Here is a 15,806-nt window from a genome sequence, read left to right as displayed (position 1 = left end):
AGAGACACGTTTATCGATTCGACATCTTTCTTTCATGATTTCTTAAAATTTTTATGTTTTGATATGAAACTCTTTTAATGATTCATGCGTCTCTATAAGTGTCAAAAGAAAAGAGGTTATCAATATGCTATTCAAAAAGCTATCAGAAAATAAGTCTGTAAAATGGATAGGATATACAAGTTTTTACTTACTTATTTTGCTATTATTGTTCTTTATTTACGGATTCCATACAGCAAATACGGGATCATTCATTTACAACGATTTTTAATTGGAGATTAAACTATGAAACTATTACACACGATTCATGAATACCAACAAACGAAACCAACACAGCCAGCATTTGTTTCTCAACATGCTTCGATCACATATGATGAGCTTTGGCATCTATCAGACCAAATGGCTGGTGCCATCGATGTAGTCGCAACTGGCAGTGCACCTGTCATTGTATACGGTCATATGGAACCAGAGATGCTCATTTCTTTCTTAGGCAGTGTGAAATCAGGTAGACCATACATTCCGGTCGACATCTCAATCCCTGCTGAGCGTATCGTCTCAATTATTGAAAGCTCAAAAGCCAGTCTGTTGATTTGTGCAAATGAGCAGAATGTACTAGATGTAGAAGAACATATTGAAGTGAAAAGTGCGGCATCTCTTTTAGCTCTTGAAAAAGAAGCACCGCCATCCTCGCAGTGGGTTCAACAGGATGATGTCTTTTACATCATTTATACGTCTGGCAGTACCGGAAAACCGAAAGGCGTTCAGGTAACAGCCAATAATTTAGAAAGCTTTACAGAGTGGATGTGCCGAGACTTCCCAATTGGCGGGGGACGCACGTTCTTAAATCAAGCACCATTTTCTTTTGACTTATCAGTGATGGATTTGTATCCAGCGCTTCAATCAGGCGGCACGCTTTACTGTTTAGTGAAAGATCTAGTGAATAAGCCGAAGGATATGTTTGCAGCACTTGGTCAATCTGACGTTGAAGTGTGGACATCAACACCTTCATTTGTGCAAATGTGCTTAATGGACCCTTCCTTTACAGGGGAGCTTTTACCAGAGCTGAAAGTTTTCATGTTCTGCGGAGAGGCACTTCCTGTATCTGTAGCAAGTGCACTCCTTGAGCGTTTTCCAAAGGCGCAGGTCTTTAATACGTATGGTCCGACTGAAGCAACTGTTGCGATCACAACGATTGAAGTCACGCAGGCCATTCTTGATCAGCACGATTCTTTACCAGTCGGCTATGCCAAACCGGATACAGATATTGTCATTTTAGATGAAGAAGGCAAGACCCTTCCTGATGGTGAAAAAGGGGAAATTGTCATCGTGGGGCCAAGCGTCACGAGAGGCTACTTAGGTGAACAAGCCTTAACGGATAAAGTGTTCTTTGAATACGAAGGACGCCCTGCTTACCGCACAGGTGATGCAGGTGTGGCGCAGGATGGTTTGATTACGTGCCACGGTCGTCTGGACTATCAAATTAAGCTGCACGGATACCGAATGGAGCTTGAAGAAATTGAATATCATGTGAGCGAGACAACGTATGTCAATGCTTGTGTGATTGTGCCGTTCCAGCCAAACGGTCATGTGGAGTACTTAATTGCAGCCATTGTTCCAGCAGCGCATTCTTTTGAAAAAGAATATCAGCTGACAAGTGCAATTAAGAAAGAAATGGCGGATTCACTGCCCGCGTACATGATTCCAAGAAAGTTTATCTATCTTGAGCAGCTGTACATGACGCCAAACGGGAAGGTTGACCGTAAAAGAATCGCGAAAGAGGTTCTTCTATGATTCCGTTTAGTTCATTCTTTTTCTTCATTCTAATTGGTGTTCTTCTTTTGCCGACGATCATTCTTGGTCTTCGCGGCAAAAGAATGCAGGGCTACAACATGTTTGCAACGGTTGTGGCACTCGCGCTTATTTTCTCAAAGGATGCACATGGCGCGCTTCTTCTTTTCTTATTTACAGTGTGGCAAGTCTTGATCATCCGCTTGTACCTTTCGTACCGGTTGAAAGCAAATCAAGCGTCTGTCTTCTATATGGCAGTGGTGGCATCGATTTTGCCGCTTGTACTATCAAAGGTTTTACCGTTCTTTTTAACTCATCAGCCGCATCAACCGCCGCCAATGAACTGGCTGAGCTTTTTAGGGATCTCGTACTTAACATTTAAAGGTGTTCAGTTAATTATCGAGACAAGAGACGGCTTGATTAAGAAGAAAATTCCGATTCACCGTTTGGTCTATTTCATTGTCTTTTTCCCGACGATTTCATCAGGTCCGATTGATCGTTACCGCCGGTTTGAAAAGGATATGGATACGCCGCCTGAAAAGGAAGCGTACAGTGATCTTCTATACGCCGGTATGCATAAAATTTTTATCGGCTTCTTATATAAGTTCATTATTGGTTATCTGATTCACACGTATATTCTGATGAATATTCATCACATTAGCAGCAGTCACTTTGTTCAACAGTTAACGTATATGTATGCGTACAGTATGTATTTGTTCTTTGACTTTGCTGGTTATACAGCATTTGCTGTTGGTGTGAGTTATATGATGGGCATTAAATCACCAGAAAACTTTAACAAACCGTTTATCAGCCGGAACATTAAAGACTTCTGGAATCGCTGGCACATGTCCTTGTCCTTCTGGTTCAGAGACTACGTGTTTATGAGATTTGTGTTCTTTATGACAAAAAAGAAGTGGATCAAGAACCGTATGGCTGTATCAAATATTGGGTACTTTGTCCTCTTTCTATTGATGGGTGCTTGGCATGGTCTAGCACTTCAATATATTATTTACGGACTATATCACGCAGTTGTGATGTCCGGTTACAATTTATTCGAGAAATGGAATAAAAAACACAAGTGGTGGCCGGATAATAAGGTCACAATGGTTGTGTCGATCATTATTACATTCCATGTGATTTGTTTCGGATTTTATATTTTTTCAGGAAAACCATTTCATCATTAATTATTAAGGGAGTAGAAAATTATGGAATTTAAAAATCAAGTATACGGTATTATTGCAGAGGTTTGTCAGGACGACGTTGTGAAAGAAAATCCAGAGATTGCAATTTTTGACGAGGGTCTTCTCGATTCATTTGGTACAGTAGAACTGCTTATGGCCATCGAAAGTCAACTTGGAATTACTGTTCCGATTACAGAGTTTGATCGTGATGTGTGGGATACGCCGAATCACATTGCTGAGCAGCTGGCAGAGATGAAGTAATGAAAAAGCGTTTTTTTGGGCCGCTTATTTTAGCGGCTGTTCTATTCATTTGTGTTCTTCTTGTACCAAATGCATGGCTCTCACATCTGATCCCAAAAGACAAATTACAAAAGTCAGCCACAGAATTAGATCCGGGGATGTTCCAAGGGCTATATTTACAAGATGAAATGCTAAAAGATCCAACTTATTTGCCGATCTATGGATCCTCTGAACTATCACGTTTTGATCCATATCACCCTTCGAATTTCTTTCATGAGAATCCTCAAGGGTTTACACCTTATCTTATTGGAAAAGGTGGATCGCAATCATTAATTCATGCGATGAACTTTGCTGCTCATATGGATGAGTTAAAAGGGAAGAAGCTTGTATTTATCGTGTCCCCGCAGTGGTTTGTAAAATGGGGATCTGACGAAAATCACTTTGCACCGAACTATTCAGCGCTTCAAGCGCTGAATCTCGCTTATAATAAAGAAATTGATCCAACTGTGAAAAAAGAACTGATCAAGAGAATCATGACGTTTAAAGCAGTTAAGAACGACATGGTCATCACAGAGCTTTTTAAAGCAGAGCTTTCTGGGAACAAATTCGCTTATGGCGCGATTTCTCCTATTGCAAAAATGTATTATGGCATGCTTCAAAAGAAAGACATGTACTATACAATTGGATCAGGGAAAGAGCGTAAGCTTCAACCGTCTCCGTCAGTCAAAGGAAAAACATGGACTGAGCTTGAAAAAGAAGCGAGCGTTTTTGGTGCGAAAAGAGCAGGGGACAACCCGTTTTATATTAATCAAAAACTGTTTGAGCGCAAGCTGAAACCGATTATGAAAAAGATGAAAGATTCTCGTGAAGACCACTCTTATGCGGAATCACCAGAATACAAAGATTTTCAAATCATGCTGGATATTTTAAAACAGGCAGGGGCAAAGCCTTTGTTTGTGACGATTCCTGTCAACGGAAAATGGTATGATTATACCGGTTTTCCAAAAGAGGGACGTACAGAGTATTATGAGAAAATCAATCGTCAAATACGTGATAACGGGTATGAAGTCGCAGATTTGACTAAGCATGAGTACGATCCTTACTTCTTTAAAGATACGATTCACGTGTCTTATAAAGGATGGGTGTACATCGATAAGGCAATCGAAAAGTTTTACAAAGAGCAGTAGAATGCAGCAGCTTTCTGCTGCTTTTTGTTTGTCGAATCGGCGGATATCTTGTATAAAGAAGGGAAAAGGGCTATGCTGTAAATGGAGGCGATATGATGAATCGTTCTGAGAAAAAGGAACTATTAAAGCGTTCGAAAAAGCATTTTAATGATCATGCCTTTTGGAAAAAGTTAAAAAAGACGGCACAAAAAGCTGGTGTCTCTCTTGTCTATGCTGTGCTATTACTTTACTATACATTGCAAAAACCTGAAGTACCTGTCAAAGCGAAGACCCTTATTATTGGGGCGCTTGGATACTTTATCCTTCCAATTGACCTCATTCCTGATACATTGATTGGTGTCGGCTATACAGATGATTTAGGAGCGATCACATTTGCTCTGCTCCAAGTAGCGTTGTACATTGATGATGATGTGAAAGGTAGAGCGAGGGACAGGCTGTCAAAATGGTTCGGTGAAAAAACCGATACGTCTCTGATTGATCAAAAGCTTGAAGATGGCGGGATGCCGTCTACACACTGAAAAGAAGACAAAGGGCTAAAATCAAGATCATTTTAGCCCTTTGTCAACAATATGAAGCCTCCACAGCTGGAGGCTTTTTTCCATTACCCTAAAAATTTCACGCAAACTGGATGAGGCACTGAGATGTCTGATTGTAAGACAGTGAGTCGTCCTGTTTCTTTGTCGCGTTTGTATAACACTAGGTTGCTAGATTCTTGGTTTGAACCGACGAGGAATTCTTCAGTTGGATCAAGCACAAAGTCTCTAGGCCAGTTTCCTTCAGATGAAGCAATCTCGACAAGACTTAATTGGCCGTCAGCCTCTGCTTTAAAAATCGCAATGCTGTCATGTCCGCGATTTCCTGCATAAACAAATTGGCCGTCTGAAGAGACGTGAATGGCACTGCCTTGATTGTTCTCTGCAAAGTCGCTTGGAATGGTTGCGATCGTTTGGATCTCTTCGAAATGACCATCTTCAAAGTAACGAAGCACAATCACCTCTGAGCTTAGCTCTGTCATCACATATGCCACAGGTTTCGTTGGATGGAATGTGATATGACGAGGCCCGGTGCCTGGTTTTGTTTCAAATGTATGAGCTAGCTCAAGTTTGCCGTCTTCTTTCTTATACGTATAAATGCCATCTGTCCCAAGGTCAACAGCCACTGCAAATTGTTCATCTGGTGTCAGACCCATAAAGTGAGTGTGCGGTTTTTCCTGACGATCTTCATTAGGGCCAGTTCCTTCATGCTGCGCCTGTGACAGCGTGCGGATTACTGAGCCATTTTCAGAATCGATTTCATACATCTCTGCTGTTCCTTTATGATAGTTTGCTGTAAAAGCTGTTTTTGTTTGACTGTCCACGCTGACGTGACAAGGAGAAGCGCCTTCGGCAAGTTCTTGGTTGATGAAACGAAGTGTGCCGGTTTCTGCATCGATTTGATAAGCAGCTACGCCGCCCTGTGATCCTTCTTTCACAACAGCATACACAAATTTTTGAGAATCTGAGACGGTTAAATATGTAGGATTTTCAAGTTCAGCAGCTACTTCTACTTTCTCAATCTGCTGTTTGTCTGTATTTAATGTAAAAGTATAAATGCCTTTACTGTCTCCCTTTGTATACGTTCCGATATAACCTCTGATGTTAGCCATGTATTGCCCTCCTTCTATAAGATGCTCTCATTCTATCATAAATTCATAGGAAAACGCTTTAGAAAGGCATGACGAAAGAAAATCAAAAGCGTTGGAATCTACCAGTATACATTAAAAAAGATGTGAAAAAATATGACAAACGTTTTCTCAAATGAAAAGCGTTCAGGTAAAGTAAATAAATTGAAGAAAAAATACAAAAAAATTTAAGTTTTTTCATTCCTTGTCTAGCAAAGGTGTAAGCGTATACATTTAATTTTGATTAGTCTAAATTGTCTAATAATTTTAAAAATGCTGTTGACACTGTATGGAAAGCGGCGTAAGATGGGTTCAACAAAAGCTAAACAAACACGCAGAGCAAGCGTGAGACGCTTCAATATAAAATGTCTGAAAATTCAACTACTTTTTGTTTGAAAGAGAGGGTGCTCACTGAAAATGGAAGACCAAAAGGAACAGTGGATCTTTTTAAACGATGAACTCGTGAAAAAAGAGGATGCGAAGATTTCAGTTTATGATCATGGCTTCTTATACGGTGACGGTGTGTTCGAAGGGATACGCGTGTATAACGGAAATATCTTTCGAATGAAAGAACATTTAGACCGCCTGTATGATTCCGCCAGATCGATTATGCTGAACATTCCATATTCACTTGAGGAACTCACGGAAAAAATGATTCATACAGTTGAAAGGAACGGCCTAAAGGATGCCTATATCCGTCTTGTTGTCTCAAGAGGAGCTGGTGATCTTGGTTTAGATCCAAACAACTGCGGGAGAGCCAACACAGTGATCATTGTAGAGCCGCTGGCCATCTTTCCAAAGCACCTATATGAAACAGGGATTGACATTGTGACGGTACCGACGAGACGAAATCGTCCCGATGTACTGAGTCCAAAAGTGAAATCATTAAATTATTTGAATAACATCCTTGTCCGAATCGAAGCCCATATGGCCGGTGTGAGTGAAGCGCTGATGCTGAACGATCAAGGGTACGTGGCAGAAGGTTCTGCAGACAATGTGTTTATTTATAAAAAAGGTAAGCTCTATACACCGCCAGGTTATATCGGCGCTCTTGAAGGCATCACAAGAAATGCCATCATGGAGATTGCAGAAGACTTAGGCTACGAAGTGAAAGAAGAACCATTCACAAGGCACGATGTGTATACAGCAGAAGAAGCTTTTCTAACAGGAACCGCAGCCGAAGTGATCGCCGTTGTAAAGGTTGACGGCCGTACAATCGGTGAAGGAAAACCTGGGATCCACACAAACAAACTTCTTGAACAATTCCGCAATCGAGTAGTTGAAGAGGGAGAAAAAGTCGTTTTTACAGATGAAAACATTCACGCAAGCTAAATAGATATCGATAAACGTTGAAGAGGACTAGTAGTTTTAGAGTCAGTATCTACAGAGAGCCGGTGGTAGCTGGAAACCGGTGTTACTTTCTAAAATGAACTCACCTCTGAGTGTCTGCTTGAATTGATAGTAGGGCAGACCGAGTGACATTGCTCACTCGTTACCAAAATGGATGAAAGATGTCCATGAGACGGCAGCAGATGTTGCCGTGAACAAGGGTGGTACCGCGAAAAACAAAGCTTTTTCGCCCCTTTGACCTAGTGAAAAGTAGTGTCATTGTGGGGTGAGAAGGCTTTTTTATATGGTTAAAATCACGATCTTGAATAGAAAAGGGTGAAAAAACTTGACTGAAGCAAGACAAAGAGGAGGAAAACAAATGGGGACAAATGTACAAGTGGAGACGGAAACATCTAAAGCACCACAAACGATGAACGGTGCACTCATGCTAATTGAAGCACTTAAAAGAGAAAAAGTAGAAGTCATTTTCGGATATCCAGGCGGAGCGGTTTTACCGATCTACGATAAAATTTATGATTCTGGTTTATTTCATGTCCTGCCAAGACATGAACAGGGAGCGATTCATGCGGCAGAAGGATACGCTAGAGTATCTGGCAAGCCGGGTGTTGTCATTGCAACATCAGGACCTGGAGCGACAAACCTTGTCACAGGAATTGCAGATGCAATGATTGATTCACTTCCTCTTGTTGTCTTCACCGGGCAGGTGGCAACCTCAGTTATTGGATCAGACGCTTTCCAGGAAGCAGATGTGCTCGGCATCACAATGCCTATCACAAAGCACAGCTATCAGGTGAGAAATCCAGAGGAATTACCAGGTGTCATTAAAGAAGCGTTCCACATCGCAACGACAGGGAGACCTGGTCCAGTCTTGATTGATATTCCAAAAGATGTGGCAGGTATTGAAGGAACGTTTGAATACGATCAGCCAATCGATTTACCTGGTTATCAGCCAAAAGTGGAGCCGAACTATTTGCAAATTCGCAAATTAGTAGAAGCTGTCAGTAGAGCGAAGAAACCGGTCATTCTAGCAGGAGCTGGCGTTCTTCATGGCAAAGCATCTGAAGAATTAAGGCAGTATGTAGAGCAGCAGCAAATCCCAGTCGCTCATACACTGCTAGGACTTGGCGGCTTTCCGGCAAAGCATCCTCTTTTCCTAGGGATGGCTGGTATGCATGGCACATATGCGGCGAACATGGCTCTTCATCAATGTGATTTGCTCATTTCAATCGGTGCGAGATTCGATGACAGGGTAACTGGCAATCTCAATCACTTTGCGAAACATGCGAAGGTAGCACATATCGATATCGACCCAGCAGAAATTGGCAAGAACATTCATACTCATATCCCGGTTGTTGGAGACAGTAAGCTAGTCCTTGAAGAGTTGATTAAGCAAGACGGGAAGCAAGGAGAGTCAGACGAATGGAAAAACCAACTAGATCAGTGGAAGGAAGAATATCCACTCTGGTACGTTGAAAACGAAGCAGAGGGCTTTAAACCTCAAAAGCTGATTGAATACATTCATCAATTCACAAAAGGTGAAGCCATTGTGGCAACTGATGTTGGACAGCATCAAATGTGGGCAGCGCAGTTCTACCCATTTGAAAATGCAGATAAGTGGGTCACATCTGGGGGCCTTGGTACGATGGGCTTCGGTTTACCGGCAGCCATTGGCGCTCAGCTGGCTGATCAAGAGGCAACGGTTGTGGCGATTTTAGGAGACGGAGGTTTCCAAATGACCCTGCAAGAACTTGCCGTTATCCGTGAGCTGAACCTTCCAGTGAAAGTGATTGTTCTAAATAATCACAGCCTTGGAATGGTAAGACAATGGCAAGAAATTTTCTACGAAGAACGCTACTCATATTCTAAATTTTCAGAGCAGCCAGACTTCGTTAAATTATCTGAAGCTTATGGCATTAAAGGAATCAGAATCTCATCAGACGAAGAGGCGAAAGAAAAGCTTGAAGAAGCGCTAACCTCTAGAGAGCCTGTTTTCATCGATGTCAATGTAGCGAGAGATGAAAAAGTATTCCCGATGGTAGCACCGGGGAAAGGACTTCATGAGATGGTGGGGGTGAAACCTTGAAAAGAATTATTGTGTTGACTGTATTAAATCGATCAGGCGTACTGAACCGAATCACTGGCCTTTTTACCAAACGACACTACAACATTGAAAGCATTACGGTCGGCCATTCTGAGATTCAAGATGTATCACGCATCACGTTCGTCGTCCATGTAGACCAAGAGAAAGACATCGAACAGCTGACAAAACAGTTGAACAAACAAATTGATGTTCTCAAAGTAACAGACATTACAAACCAATCAATCGTTCAGCGAGAGCTGGCTTTGATAAAAGTCGTTTCTGCACCAGCATCTAGAATGGAGATCACAGGGGTCATTGAACCGTTTAGAGCTTCTATTGTAGATGTGAGCAGAGAGAGTGTCGTCATTCAGGTGACAGGTGAGTCTTCAAAAATTGAAGCACTCATTGAATTACTTAAGCCATACGGCATTAAAGAAGTCGCCAGAACTGGCACCACGGCCTTTGCGAGAGATAATCAGCAAAAGCCGCAACAAAATAAAACAATTTCAATTGTCTAAACAAAAGGAGAGAGTCAAATGGTAAAAGTATATTATAACGGTGATATTCAAGAAAACGTATTAAATGGTCAAAAGGTTGCCATCATTGGATATGGATCACAAGGTCATGCACATGCATTGAACTTAAAAGAGAGCGGCGTAGATGTCATCGTCGGCGTGAGAAAAGGCGGATCTTATACAAAAGCACAAGAAGACGGCCATCAAGTATTCACAGTAAAAGAAGCAGTAGCACAAGCAGATGTCGTGATGGTACTACTACCAGATGAGCAGCAAAAGAAAGTATATGACGAAGAAATCAAAGATCAATTAGAAGCAGGCAACTCACTTGTTTTCGCACACGGATTCAATGTTCACTTCCATCAAATTGTTCCTCCTAGTGACGTAGATGTGTATCTTGTGGCTCCAAAAGGTCCAGGACATCTTGTGAGAAGAACATATGAGCAAGGCGCTGGTGTACCTGCACTATTTGCTATCTATCAAGATGTATCTGGTCAAGCGAAAGACAAAGCACTTGCTTATGCAAAAGCAATCGGCGGAGCAAGAGCGGGCGTTCTTGAAACAACATTTAAAGAAGAAACGGAAACGGATCTATTCGGTGAGCAAGCAGTCCTTTGCGGGGGTCTTACTTCACTAGTAAAAGCAGGATTTGAAACATTAACAGAAGCAGGTTATCAGCCAGAGCTTGCATACTTCGAGTGTCTACATGAACTGAAACTGATCGTTGACCTTATGTACGAAGAAGGATTAGAAGGCATGAGATATTCAATCTCTGATACAGCACAATGGGGTGACTTCGTATCAGGACCACGCGTTGTGGATGCAAACGTAAAAGAATCGATGAAAGCTGTCTTGACTGATATCCAAAACGGAACATTTGCAAAAGAATGGATTGTTGAAAACCAAGTGAATCGTCCACGTTTCAATGCGATCAATGCTAATGAAAATGAGCACCAAATTGAAATCGTCGGAAGAAAGCTTCGTGAAATGATGCCTTTCGTCAAACAAGGAAAGAAAAAGGAAGCGGTGAGCGTCGGTGCGGAAAATTAATTTTTTTGACACAACACTTCGAGATGGAGAACAATCACCAGGAGTGAACTTAAATGCACAAGAAAAGCTAATCATTGCAAAGCAGCTTGAGCGCCTTGGGGTTAATATCATTGAAGCGGGTTTTCCCGCTTCATCCCGAGGGGATTTCTTAGGCGTACAAGAAATTGCTAGAACGATCAAAAACTGTTCAGTTGCTGGTCTTGCGAGATGTGTAAAAGGTGACATTGATGCTGCATGGGAAGCATTAAAAGATGGAGTGGAACCAAGAATTCATATCTTTATTGCTACTTCTGATATTCACTTGGAGCATAAACTAAAGAAAACACGTGAAGAAGTCGTAGAACAGGCTGTCTCCATGGTGAAATACGCGAAAGAACGTTTTCCAGTTGTCCAGTGGTCAGCAGAAGATGCGTGCCGTACAGATCTTGCTTTCTTAGCAGAAATTGTAGAGAAGGTCATCGACGCTGGAGCGAGTGTCATTAACTTGCCAGATACAGTTGGATATCTAGCGCCAAAAGAGTATGGCAATATTTTTAAATATATGAAGGAACACGTTCCAAATATCGACCGCGTCAACTTGTCTGCTCACTGTCATGATGATCTAGGAATGGCTGTAGCAAACTCACTTGCAGCCATTGAAAATGGAGCAAATCAAATTGAAACGGCTGTTAACGGAATTGGAGAACGTGCAGGAAATGCCGCATTAGAAGAAATTGCAGTCGCTCTTCATATTCGAAAAGACTTCTACAAGGTCGAATCAACGATTCAATTGAATGAAATTAAGCGTACAAGTGATGTAGTGAGCAAATACTCAGGAATGATTGTACCGCGTAATAAAGCAGTCGTTGGCAACAACGCTTTTGCACATGAATCAGGTATCCACCAAGATGGTTTCCTCAAAGAAAAAACAACCTATGAAATCATTTCTCCAGAGCTTGTCGGTGTGACAACAGACGTACTTGTCCTTGGGAAACACTCCGGAAGACATGCGTTTAAAGACCGCATGAAAACGCTAGGTTTTAAACTAACAGAAGAAGAAATCAATAAGTTCTTCGAAACCTTCAAGAACTTGACAGAGAAGAAAAAAGAAATCACAGATGATGATTTGATTTCTATTATATTGGAAGAAAAAGTAGCAGACCGAAAAATTGGCTACGAATTTGAAAGTCTTCAAGTGCATTATGGAACAGAACAGATGCCGACAGCAACGGTCTCTTTGAAAAATCAAGAAACGCAAGAAGTCATTCAAGAAGCAGCTACAGGCGCAGGCAGTGTAGAAGCTGTGTACAACACGCTGGAGCGCTGTATGGAGGAAAGAATTCATTTGCTAGACTACCGTATTCAATCAAATGGAAAAGGCAGAGATGCACTAGCCGAAGTATATGTCACTGTTTCAATAGAAGGAAAAGAAACAGCAGGACGCGGTGTGGCGCAAGATGTGCTGGAAGCATCAGCGAAAGCCTACGTCAATGCAGTAAACAGGCATTTAATCTTTAAATCAAATCTCATTGAAATTGAGAAACATCACGCGATCTCATAGGAAAGGAGGTAGGTCCTCATGAAAAAGAAAATTGCACTTTTGCCCGGCGATGGAATCGGACCGGAAGTTGTGACATCAGCGGTCGCTGTCCTCAAAGAGACAGAGGCTCAATTTAGGCACGAATTCGAATTCGAAACGGCGCTCATTGGTGGTATCGCAATAGATGAAAAAAACAATCCGCTCCCAACAGAAACGGTTGATGTATGCAAGAGCGCTGATGCGATTTTATTAGGAGCAGTCGGCGGACCAAAATGGGACCAAAACCCACCAGAGCTTCGTCCGGAAAAAGGCTTGCTCGCCATTCGTAAACAATTGGACTTATTTGCCAACATCCGTCCTGTTAAAGTGTTCGATAGCTTAAGCGAGGCGTCACCGCTAAAACAGGATCACATTAACGGAGTCGATTTTGTCATCGTTCGTGAATTAACAGGCGGTCTCTATTTTGGTGAACCAAGCGAACGCTACACAGATGAAGAAGGAAAAGAAGCTGCGGTTGATACGCTTCTTTATACAAAGGAAGAGATTGTCCGTGTATTAAAAGAAGCATTCGACATGGCGTTAACGAGACGGAAAAAAGTAACGTCTGTGGATAAAGCGAATGTTCTGGCTTCTAGTAAACTATGGCGGGATGCGGTAGAAGAAGTGGCTTCTCAATATCCAGACGTTGAATTTGAGCACATGCTCGTTGATAATGCCGCCATGCAGCTGATTTATAAGCCTGCACAATTTGATGTCATTGTGACAGAGAATATGTTTGGTGACATTTTAAGTGACGAGGCTTCAATGATTACTGGATCACTCGGTATGCTACCATCTGCTAGTCTATCAAGCACCGGCCTCCATTTATATGAGCCGATTCATGGATCAGCACCCGATATTGCGGGGCAAAACGTCGCAAACCCTCTGGCAACTATTTTGTCGGCAGCAAGCTTGCTTAGAACATCCTTTGCGTTAGAAGAAGAAGCGGCTGCCATAGAAGAAGCTGTGGAAGTTGTTCTTGCCTCTGGCAAAAGAACAAAGGATTTATCGACAAAAGAGGGAACGTATCAAACAACTGAAGACATCACTCATGCAGTTGTAGACGCACTTAAGCAGCGCGTGAAAACAATTGTATAAATAGAATCTTGTGGAATTAGGTAGAGGGAGGAAAAGGGTTATGCCTCGAACAATCATCGAAAAAATATGGGATCAGCACGTTGTCAAAAGCGGCGAGGGGAAACCAGACCTTTTGTATATTGATCTGCACTTGGTGCATGAAGTCACATCACCTCAAGCGTTTGAAGGATTAAGACAAAAAGGGCGCAAGGTGAGAAGACCTCAAAATACGTTTGCAACAATGGATCACAACATCCCGACTGTGAATCGATTTGTGATCAAAGATGAGGTTGCTAAAAAACAAGTGAGTGCTCTAGAGCGTAACTGTGCTGAATTTGGTGTCCGTCTAGCTGACCTTCACAGTGTAGACCAAGGAATTGTCCATGTCGTTGGACCAGAGCTTGGTTTGACACTTCCAGGAAAAACAATCGTTTGCGGAGATAGTCATACATCCACTCATGGCGCATTTGGCGCACTTGCTTTTGGAATCGGTACAAGTGAGGTTGAACATGTACTTTCCACACAAACACTTTGGCAGCAGCGTCCGAAAACATTAGAAATTAGAGTAGACGGAAAGCTACAAAAAGGGGTAACGGCCAAAGATGTCATTTTAGCAGTCATTGGTGCGCATGGCGTGAAGTTCGGATCAGGTTATGTGATTGAATACACTGGGGAAGTATTCAGAAACATGACGATGGATGAACGTATGACCGTTTGTAATATGTCGATTGAAGCAGGCGCAAGAGCAGGATTGATTGCACCTGATGAAGTCACCTTTGAATATTGCCGCGGCCGCAAATATGCACCGCAGGGAGAAGACTTCGAAGCAGCGATTAAAGAATGGGAAGAACTTAAAACAGATCCGGGTGCAACCTATGATAAAACGATTGTTTTAGATGGGAATGAGATTTCACCAATGGTCACATGGGGAATTAACCCAGGAATGGTGCTGCCTGTAGATGCATCCATCCCAGGACCTGAGGATTTTGCGCAAGAGGATGACCAAAAAGAAGCGATTCGTGCGTACGAATACATGGGTGTTCATCCGCATCAGCGTATTGAAGATATTACGATTGAGCATGTGTTTATTGGCTCATGTACGAACTCAAGAATGACTGACTTACGCCAAGCAGCTTCTATGATAGAAGGACAAAAGGTAGCTGAACATGTCAGAGCGATTGTCGTGCCTGGCTCTCAAAGCGTCAAATTGCAAGCAGAAGAAGAAGGTCTTCATGAAATCTTCCTTGAAGCAGGATTTGAATGGAGAGAATCAGGCTGCAGTATGTGTCTAAGCATGAATAACGATGTGGTACCAGAAGGTGAACGCTGCGCATCCACATCAAACCGTAACTTTGAGGGCCGTCAAGGAAAAGGTGCGAGAACGCATCTTGTCAGCCCGGCAATGGCTGCAATGGCTGCAATACATGGCCGATTTGTCGATGTCAGGAAGTTTAATCAAGAGAAAACAGTCGTGTAAGGAGTTGTCATAAATGGAGCCTTTAGTCACACACAAAGGAAAAGCCGCTGTGCTTAACCGTATCAACGTAGATACAGATCAAATTATTCCGAAGCAATTTTTGAAAAGAATTGAACGAACAGGATATGGCCGGTTTGCCTTTTTCGACTGGCGGTATTTAGCCGATGGCAGCCCAAATCTTGATTTCGAACTGAATCAGCCGATTTATGAAGGTTCATCCATTTTGATCGCAGGAGAAAACTTTGGCTGCGGATCATCAAGGGAACATGCCCCTTGGGCACTTGATGATTATGGCTTCAAAATTGTTATCGCACCATCATTCGCAGATATTTTTCACCAAAACTGTTTTAAAAATGGGATGCTTCCGATTCGTCTTGATTATGATGTGTGGAAAACATTCGCTGCGTCATATGAGAACAAAGGGTATGAGATGACGGTTGATCTTGAAAAACAGCAAATAGAAGATCACGAAGGGAATATCACTCCTTTTGATGTGGATCCTCACTGGAGAGAAATGCTCCTGAATGGCTATGATGAGATCTCATTAACTTTACTACTAGAAGATGACATTCAAGCATTTGAAGATAAGCGCAGCAGCTGGCTGCGTGCGTAAACAACAAGAAGCCGTCCACCCGAGGTGTGACGG

15 protein-coding genes and 1 other annotated feature are annotated in these 15,806 nt (G+C 42.2%); of the genes, 14 read left to right on the top strand and 1 reads right to left on the bottom strand.

Features of this window, described 5'->3' with window-relative positions; translation table 11 throughout:
• The first annotated feature begins 118 nt into the window (after nucleotides 1–118).
• From MKY18_RS12695 to MKY18_RS12670, 6 genes are all read left to right on the top strand, one after another.
• Complete coding sequence (locus tag MKY18_RS12695; RefSeq protein WP_024427820.1) at nucleotides 119–268, top strand: teichoic acid D-Ala incorporation-associated protein DltX; 150 nt, start codon at nucleotides 119–121, stop codon at nucleotides 266–268.
• Between the two features lie 14 nt (nucleotides 269–282).
• On the top strand, nucleotides 283–1,788 hold the full coding sequence (gene dltA / locus MKY18_RS12690) for a D-alanine--poly(phosphoribitol) ligase subunit DltA (protein ID WP_268453016.1): 1,506 nt from the start codon (nucleotides 283–285) through the stop codon (nucleotides 1,786–1,788).
• Entirely contained in the window at nucleotides 1,785–2,969 is a 1,185-nt protein-coding gene (gene dltB, locus MKY18_RS12685) for a D-alanyl-lipoteichoic acid biosynthesis protein DltB (RefSeq protein WP_044139970.1), read from the top strand. Before dltA ends, dltB begins: the two co-directional genes overlap by 4 nt.
• A 21-nt stretch (nucleotides 2,970–2,990) precedes the next feature.
• Complete coding sequence (dltC, locus tag MKY18_RS12680; RefSeq protein ID WP_003216498.1) at nucleotides 2,991–3,227, top strand: D-alanine--poly(phosphoribitol) ligase subunit 2; 237 nt, start codon at nucleotides 2,991–2,993, stop codon at nucleotides 3,225–3,227.
• Nucleotides 3,227–4,393, top strand: coding sequence for a D-alanyl-lipoteichoic acid biosynthesis protein DltD (gene dltD, locus MKY18_RS12675; RefSeq protein WP_268453015.1), 1,167 nt, complete (start codon nucleotides 3,227–3,229; stop codon nucleotides 4,391–4,393). The genes dltC and dltD overlap by 1 nt, the downstream gene beginning before the upstream one ends.
• A 95-nt stretch (nucleotides 4,394–4,488) precedes the next feature.
• The gene (locus MKY18_RS12670; protein WP_268453014.1) at nucleotides 4,489–4,911 is read left to right on the top strand and encodes a YkvA family protein; all 423 of its coding nucleotides are present in this window, start codon (nucleotides 4,489–4,491) and stop codon (nucleotides 4,909–4,911) included.
• A gap of 83 nt (nucleotides 4,912–4,994) precedes the next feature.
• On the opposite strand, the gene MKY18_RS12665 is transcribed toward MKY18_RS12670, so the two are convergent.
• Entirely contained in the window at nucleotides 4,995–6,038 is a 1,044-nt protein-coding gene (locus MKY18_RS12665) for a lactonase family protein (protein ID WP_268453013.1), read from the bottom strand.
• Nucleotides 6,039–6,470: 432 nt separating this feature from the next.
• Between MKY18_RS12665 and ilvE the strand changes: the two genes are divergently transcribed.
• From ilvE to leuD, 8 genes are all read left to right on the top strand, one after another.
• Complete coding sequence (ilvE, locus tag MKY18_RS12660; protein ID WP_065098545.1) at nucleotides 6,471–7,385, top strand: branched-chain-amino-acid transaminase; 915 nt, start codon at nucleotides 6,471–6,473, stop codon at nucleotides 7,383–7,385.
• 8 nt (nucleotides 7,386–7,393) lie between these two features.
• Nucleotides 7,394–7,640: a binding site (T-box leader), on the top strand.
• A 121-nt stretch (nucleotides 7,641–7,761) separates the two neighbouring features.
• A complete protein-coding gene (gene ilvB, locus MKY18_RS12655; protein ID WP_044139976.1) occupies nucleotides 7,762–9,486 on the top strand; it encodes an acetolactate synthase large subunit in 1,725 nt (574 codons plus the stop codon).
• Nucleotides 9,483–10,001 carry an acetolactate synthase small subunit gene (ilvN, locus tag MKY18_RS12650; RefSeq protein WP_003216637.1) on the top strand — a complete coding sequence of 173 codons (519 nt, stop codon included), beginning with the start codon at nucleotides 9,483–9,485 and terminating at the stop codon, nucleotides 9,999–10,001. The genes ilvB and ilvN overlap by 4 nt, the downstream gene beginning before the upstream one ends.
• A gap of 18 nt (nucleotides 10,002–10,019) precedes the next feature.
• Complete coding sequence (gene ilvC / locus MKY18_RS12645; protein ID WP_044139977.1) at nucleotides 10,020–11,048, top strand: ketol-acid reductoisomerase; 1,029 nt, start codon at nucleotides 10,020–10,022, stop codon at nucleotides 11,046–11,048.
• Nucleotides 11,035–12,588, top strand: coding sequence for a 2-isopropylmalate synthase (locus MKY18_RS12640; protein WP_113767514.1), 1,554 nt, complete (start codon nucleotides 11,035–11,037; stop codon nucleotides 12,586–12,588). Before ilvC ends, MKY18_RS12640 begins: the two co-directional genes overlap by 14 nt.
• Nucleotides 12,589–12,606: 18 nt before the next feature.
• Complete coding sequence (leuB, locus tag MKY18_RS12635; protein WP_342497532.1) at nucleotides 12,607–13,704, top strand: 3-isopropylmalate dehydrogenase; 1,098 nt, start codon at nucleotides 12,607–12,609, stop codon at nucleotides 13,702–13,704.
• A 40-nt stretch (nucleotides 13,705–13,744) separates the two neighbouring features.
• Nucleotides 13,745–15,160 carry a 3-isopropylmalate dehydratase large subunit gene (gene leuC, locus MKY18_RS12630; protein WP_044139980.1) on the top strand — a complete coding sequence of 472 codons (1,416 nt, stop codon included), beginning with the start codon at nucleotides 13,745–13,747 and terminating at the stop codon, nucleotides 15,158–15,160.
• 13 nt (nucleotides 15,161–15,173) lie between these two features.
• Nucleotides 15,174–15,773, top strand: coding sequence for a 3-isopropylmalate dehydratase small subunit (gene leuD, locus MKY18_RS12625; protein ID WP_342497531.1), 600 nt, complete (start codon nucleotides 15,174–15,176; stop codon nucleotides 15,771–15,773).
• The last annotated feature ends 33 nt before the right edge of the window (nucleotides 15,774–15,806 follow it).

This window comes from Bacillus sp. FSL R7-0672 (assembly GCF_038601465.1).
Taxonomy (GTDB): domain Bacteria; phylum Bacillota; class Bacilli; order Bacillales; family Bacillaceae; genus Bacillus; species Bacillus pumilus.
Note: the sequence above shows the minus strand (reverse complement) of the source record. Positions and strands in the feature narration are given on the sequence as shown.

What these genes read in the sequence shown, in the direction of transcription:
- ilvC (WP_044139977.1), top strand. Translation starts at nt 10,020, where the DNA reads ATGGTAAAAGTATATTATAACGGTGATATTCAAGAAAACGTATTAAAT.
- dltA (WP_268453016.1), top strand. Translation starts at nt 283, where the DNA reads ATGAAACTATTACACACGATTCATGAATACCAACAAACGAAACCAACA.
- leuD (WP_342497531.1), top strand. Translation starts at nt 15,174, where the DNA reads ATGGAGCCTTTAGTCACACACAAAGGAAAAGCCGCTGTGCTTAACCGT.
- leuB (WP_342497532.1), top strand. Translation starts at nt 12,607, where the DNA reads ATGAAAAAGAAAATTGCACTTTTGCCCGGCGATGGAATCGGACCGGAA.
- MKY18_RS12665 (WP_268453013.1), bottom strand. Translation starts at nt 6,038, where the DNA reads ATGGCTAACATCAGAGGTTATATCGGAACGTATACAAAGGGAGACAGT.
- MKY18_RS12670 (WP_268453014.1), top strand. Translation starts at nt 4,489, where the DNA reads ATGAATCGTTCTGAGAAAAAGGAACTATTAAAGCGTTCGAAAAAGCAT.
- dltD (WP_268453015.1), top strand. Translation starts at nt 3,227, where the DNA reads ATGAAAAAGCGTTTTTTTGGGCCGCTTATTTTAGCGGCTGTTCTATTC.
- dltB (WP_044139970.1), top strand. Translation starts at nt 1,785, where the DNA reads ATGATTCCGTTTAGTTCATTCTTTTTCTTCATTCTAATTGGTGTTCTT.
- leuC (WP_044139980.1), top strand. Translation starts at nt 13,745, where the DNA reads ATGCCTCGAACAATCATCGAAAAAATATGGGATCAGCACGTTGTCAAA.
- ilvE (WP_065098545.1), top strand. Translation starts at nt 6,471, where the DNA reads ATGGAAGACCAAAAGGAACAGTGGATCTTTTTAAACGATGAACTCGTG.
- dltC (WP_003216498.1), top strand. Translation starts at nt 2,991, where the DNA reads ATGGAATTTAAAAATCAAGTATACGGTATTATTGCAGAGGTTTGTCAG.
- ilvB (WP_044139976.1), top strand. Translation starts at nt 7,762, where the DNA reads ATGGGGACAAATGTACAAGTGGAGACGGAAACATCTAAAGCACCACAA.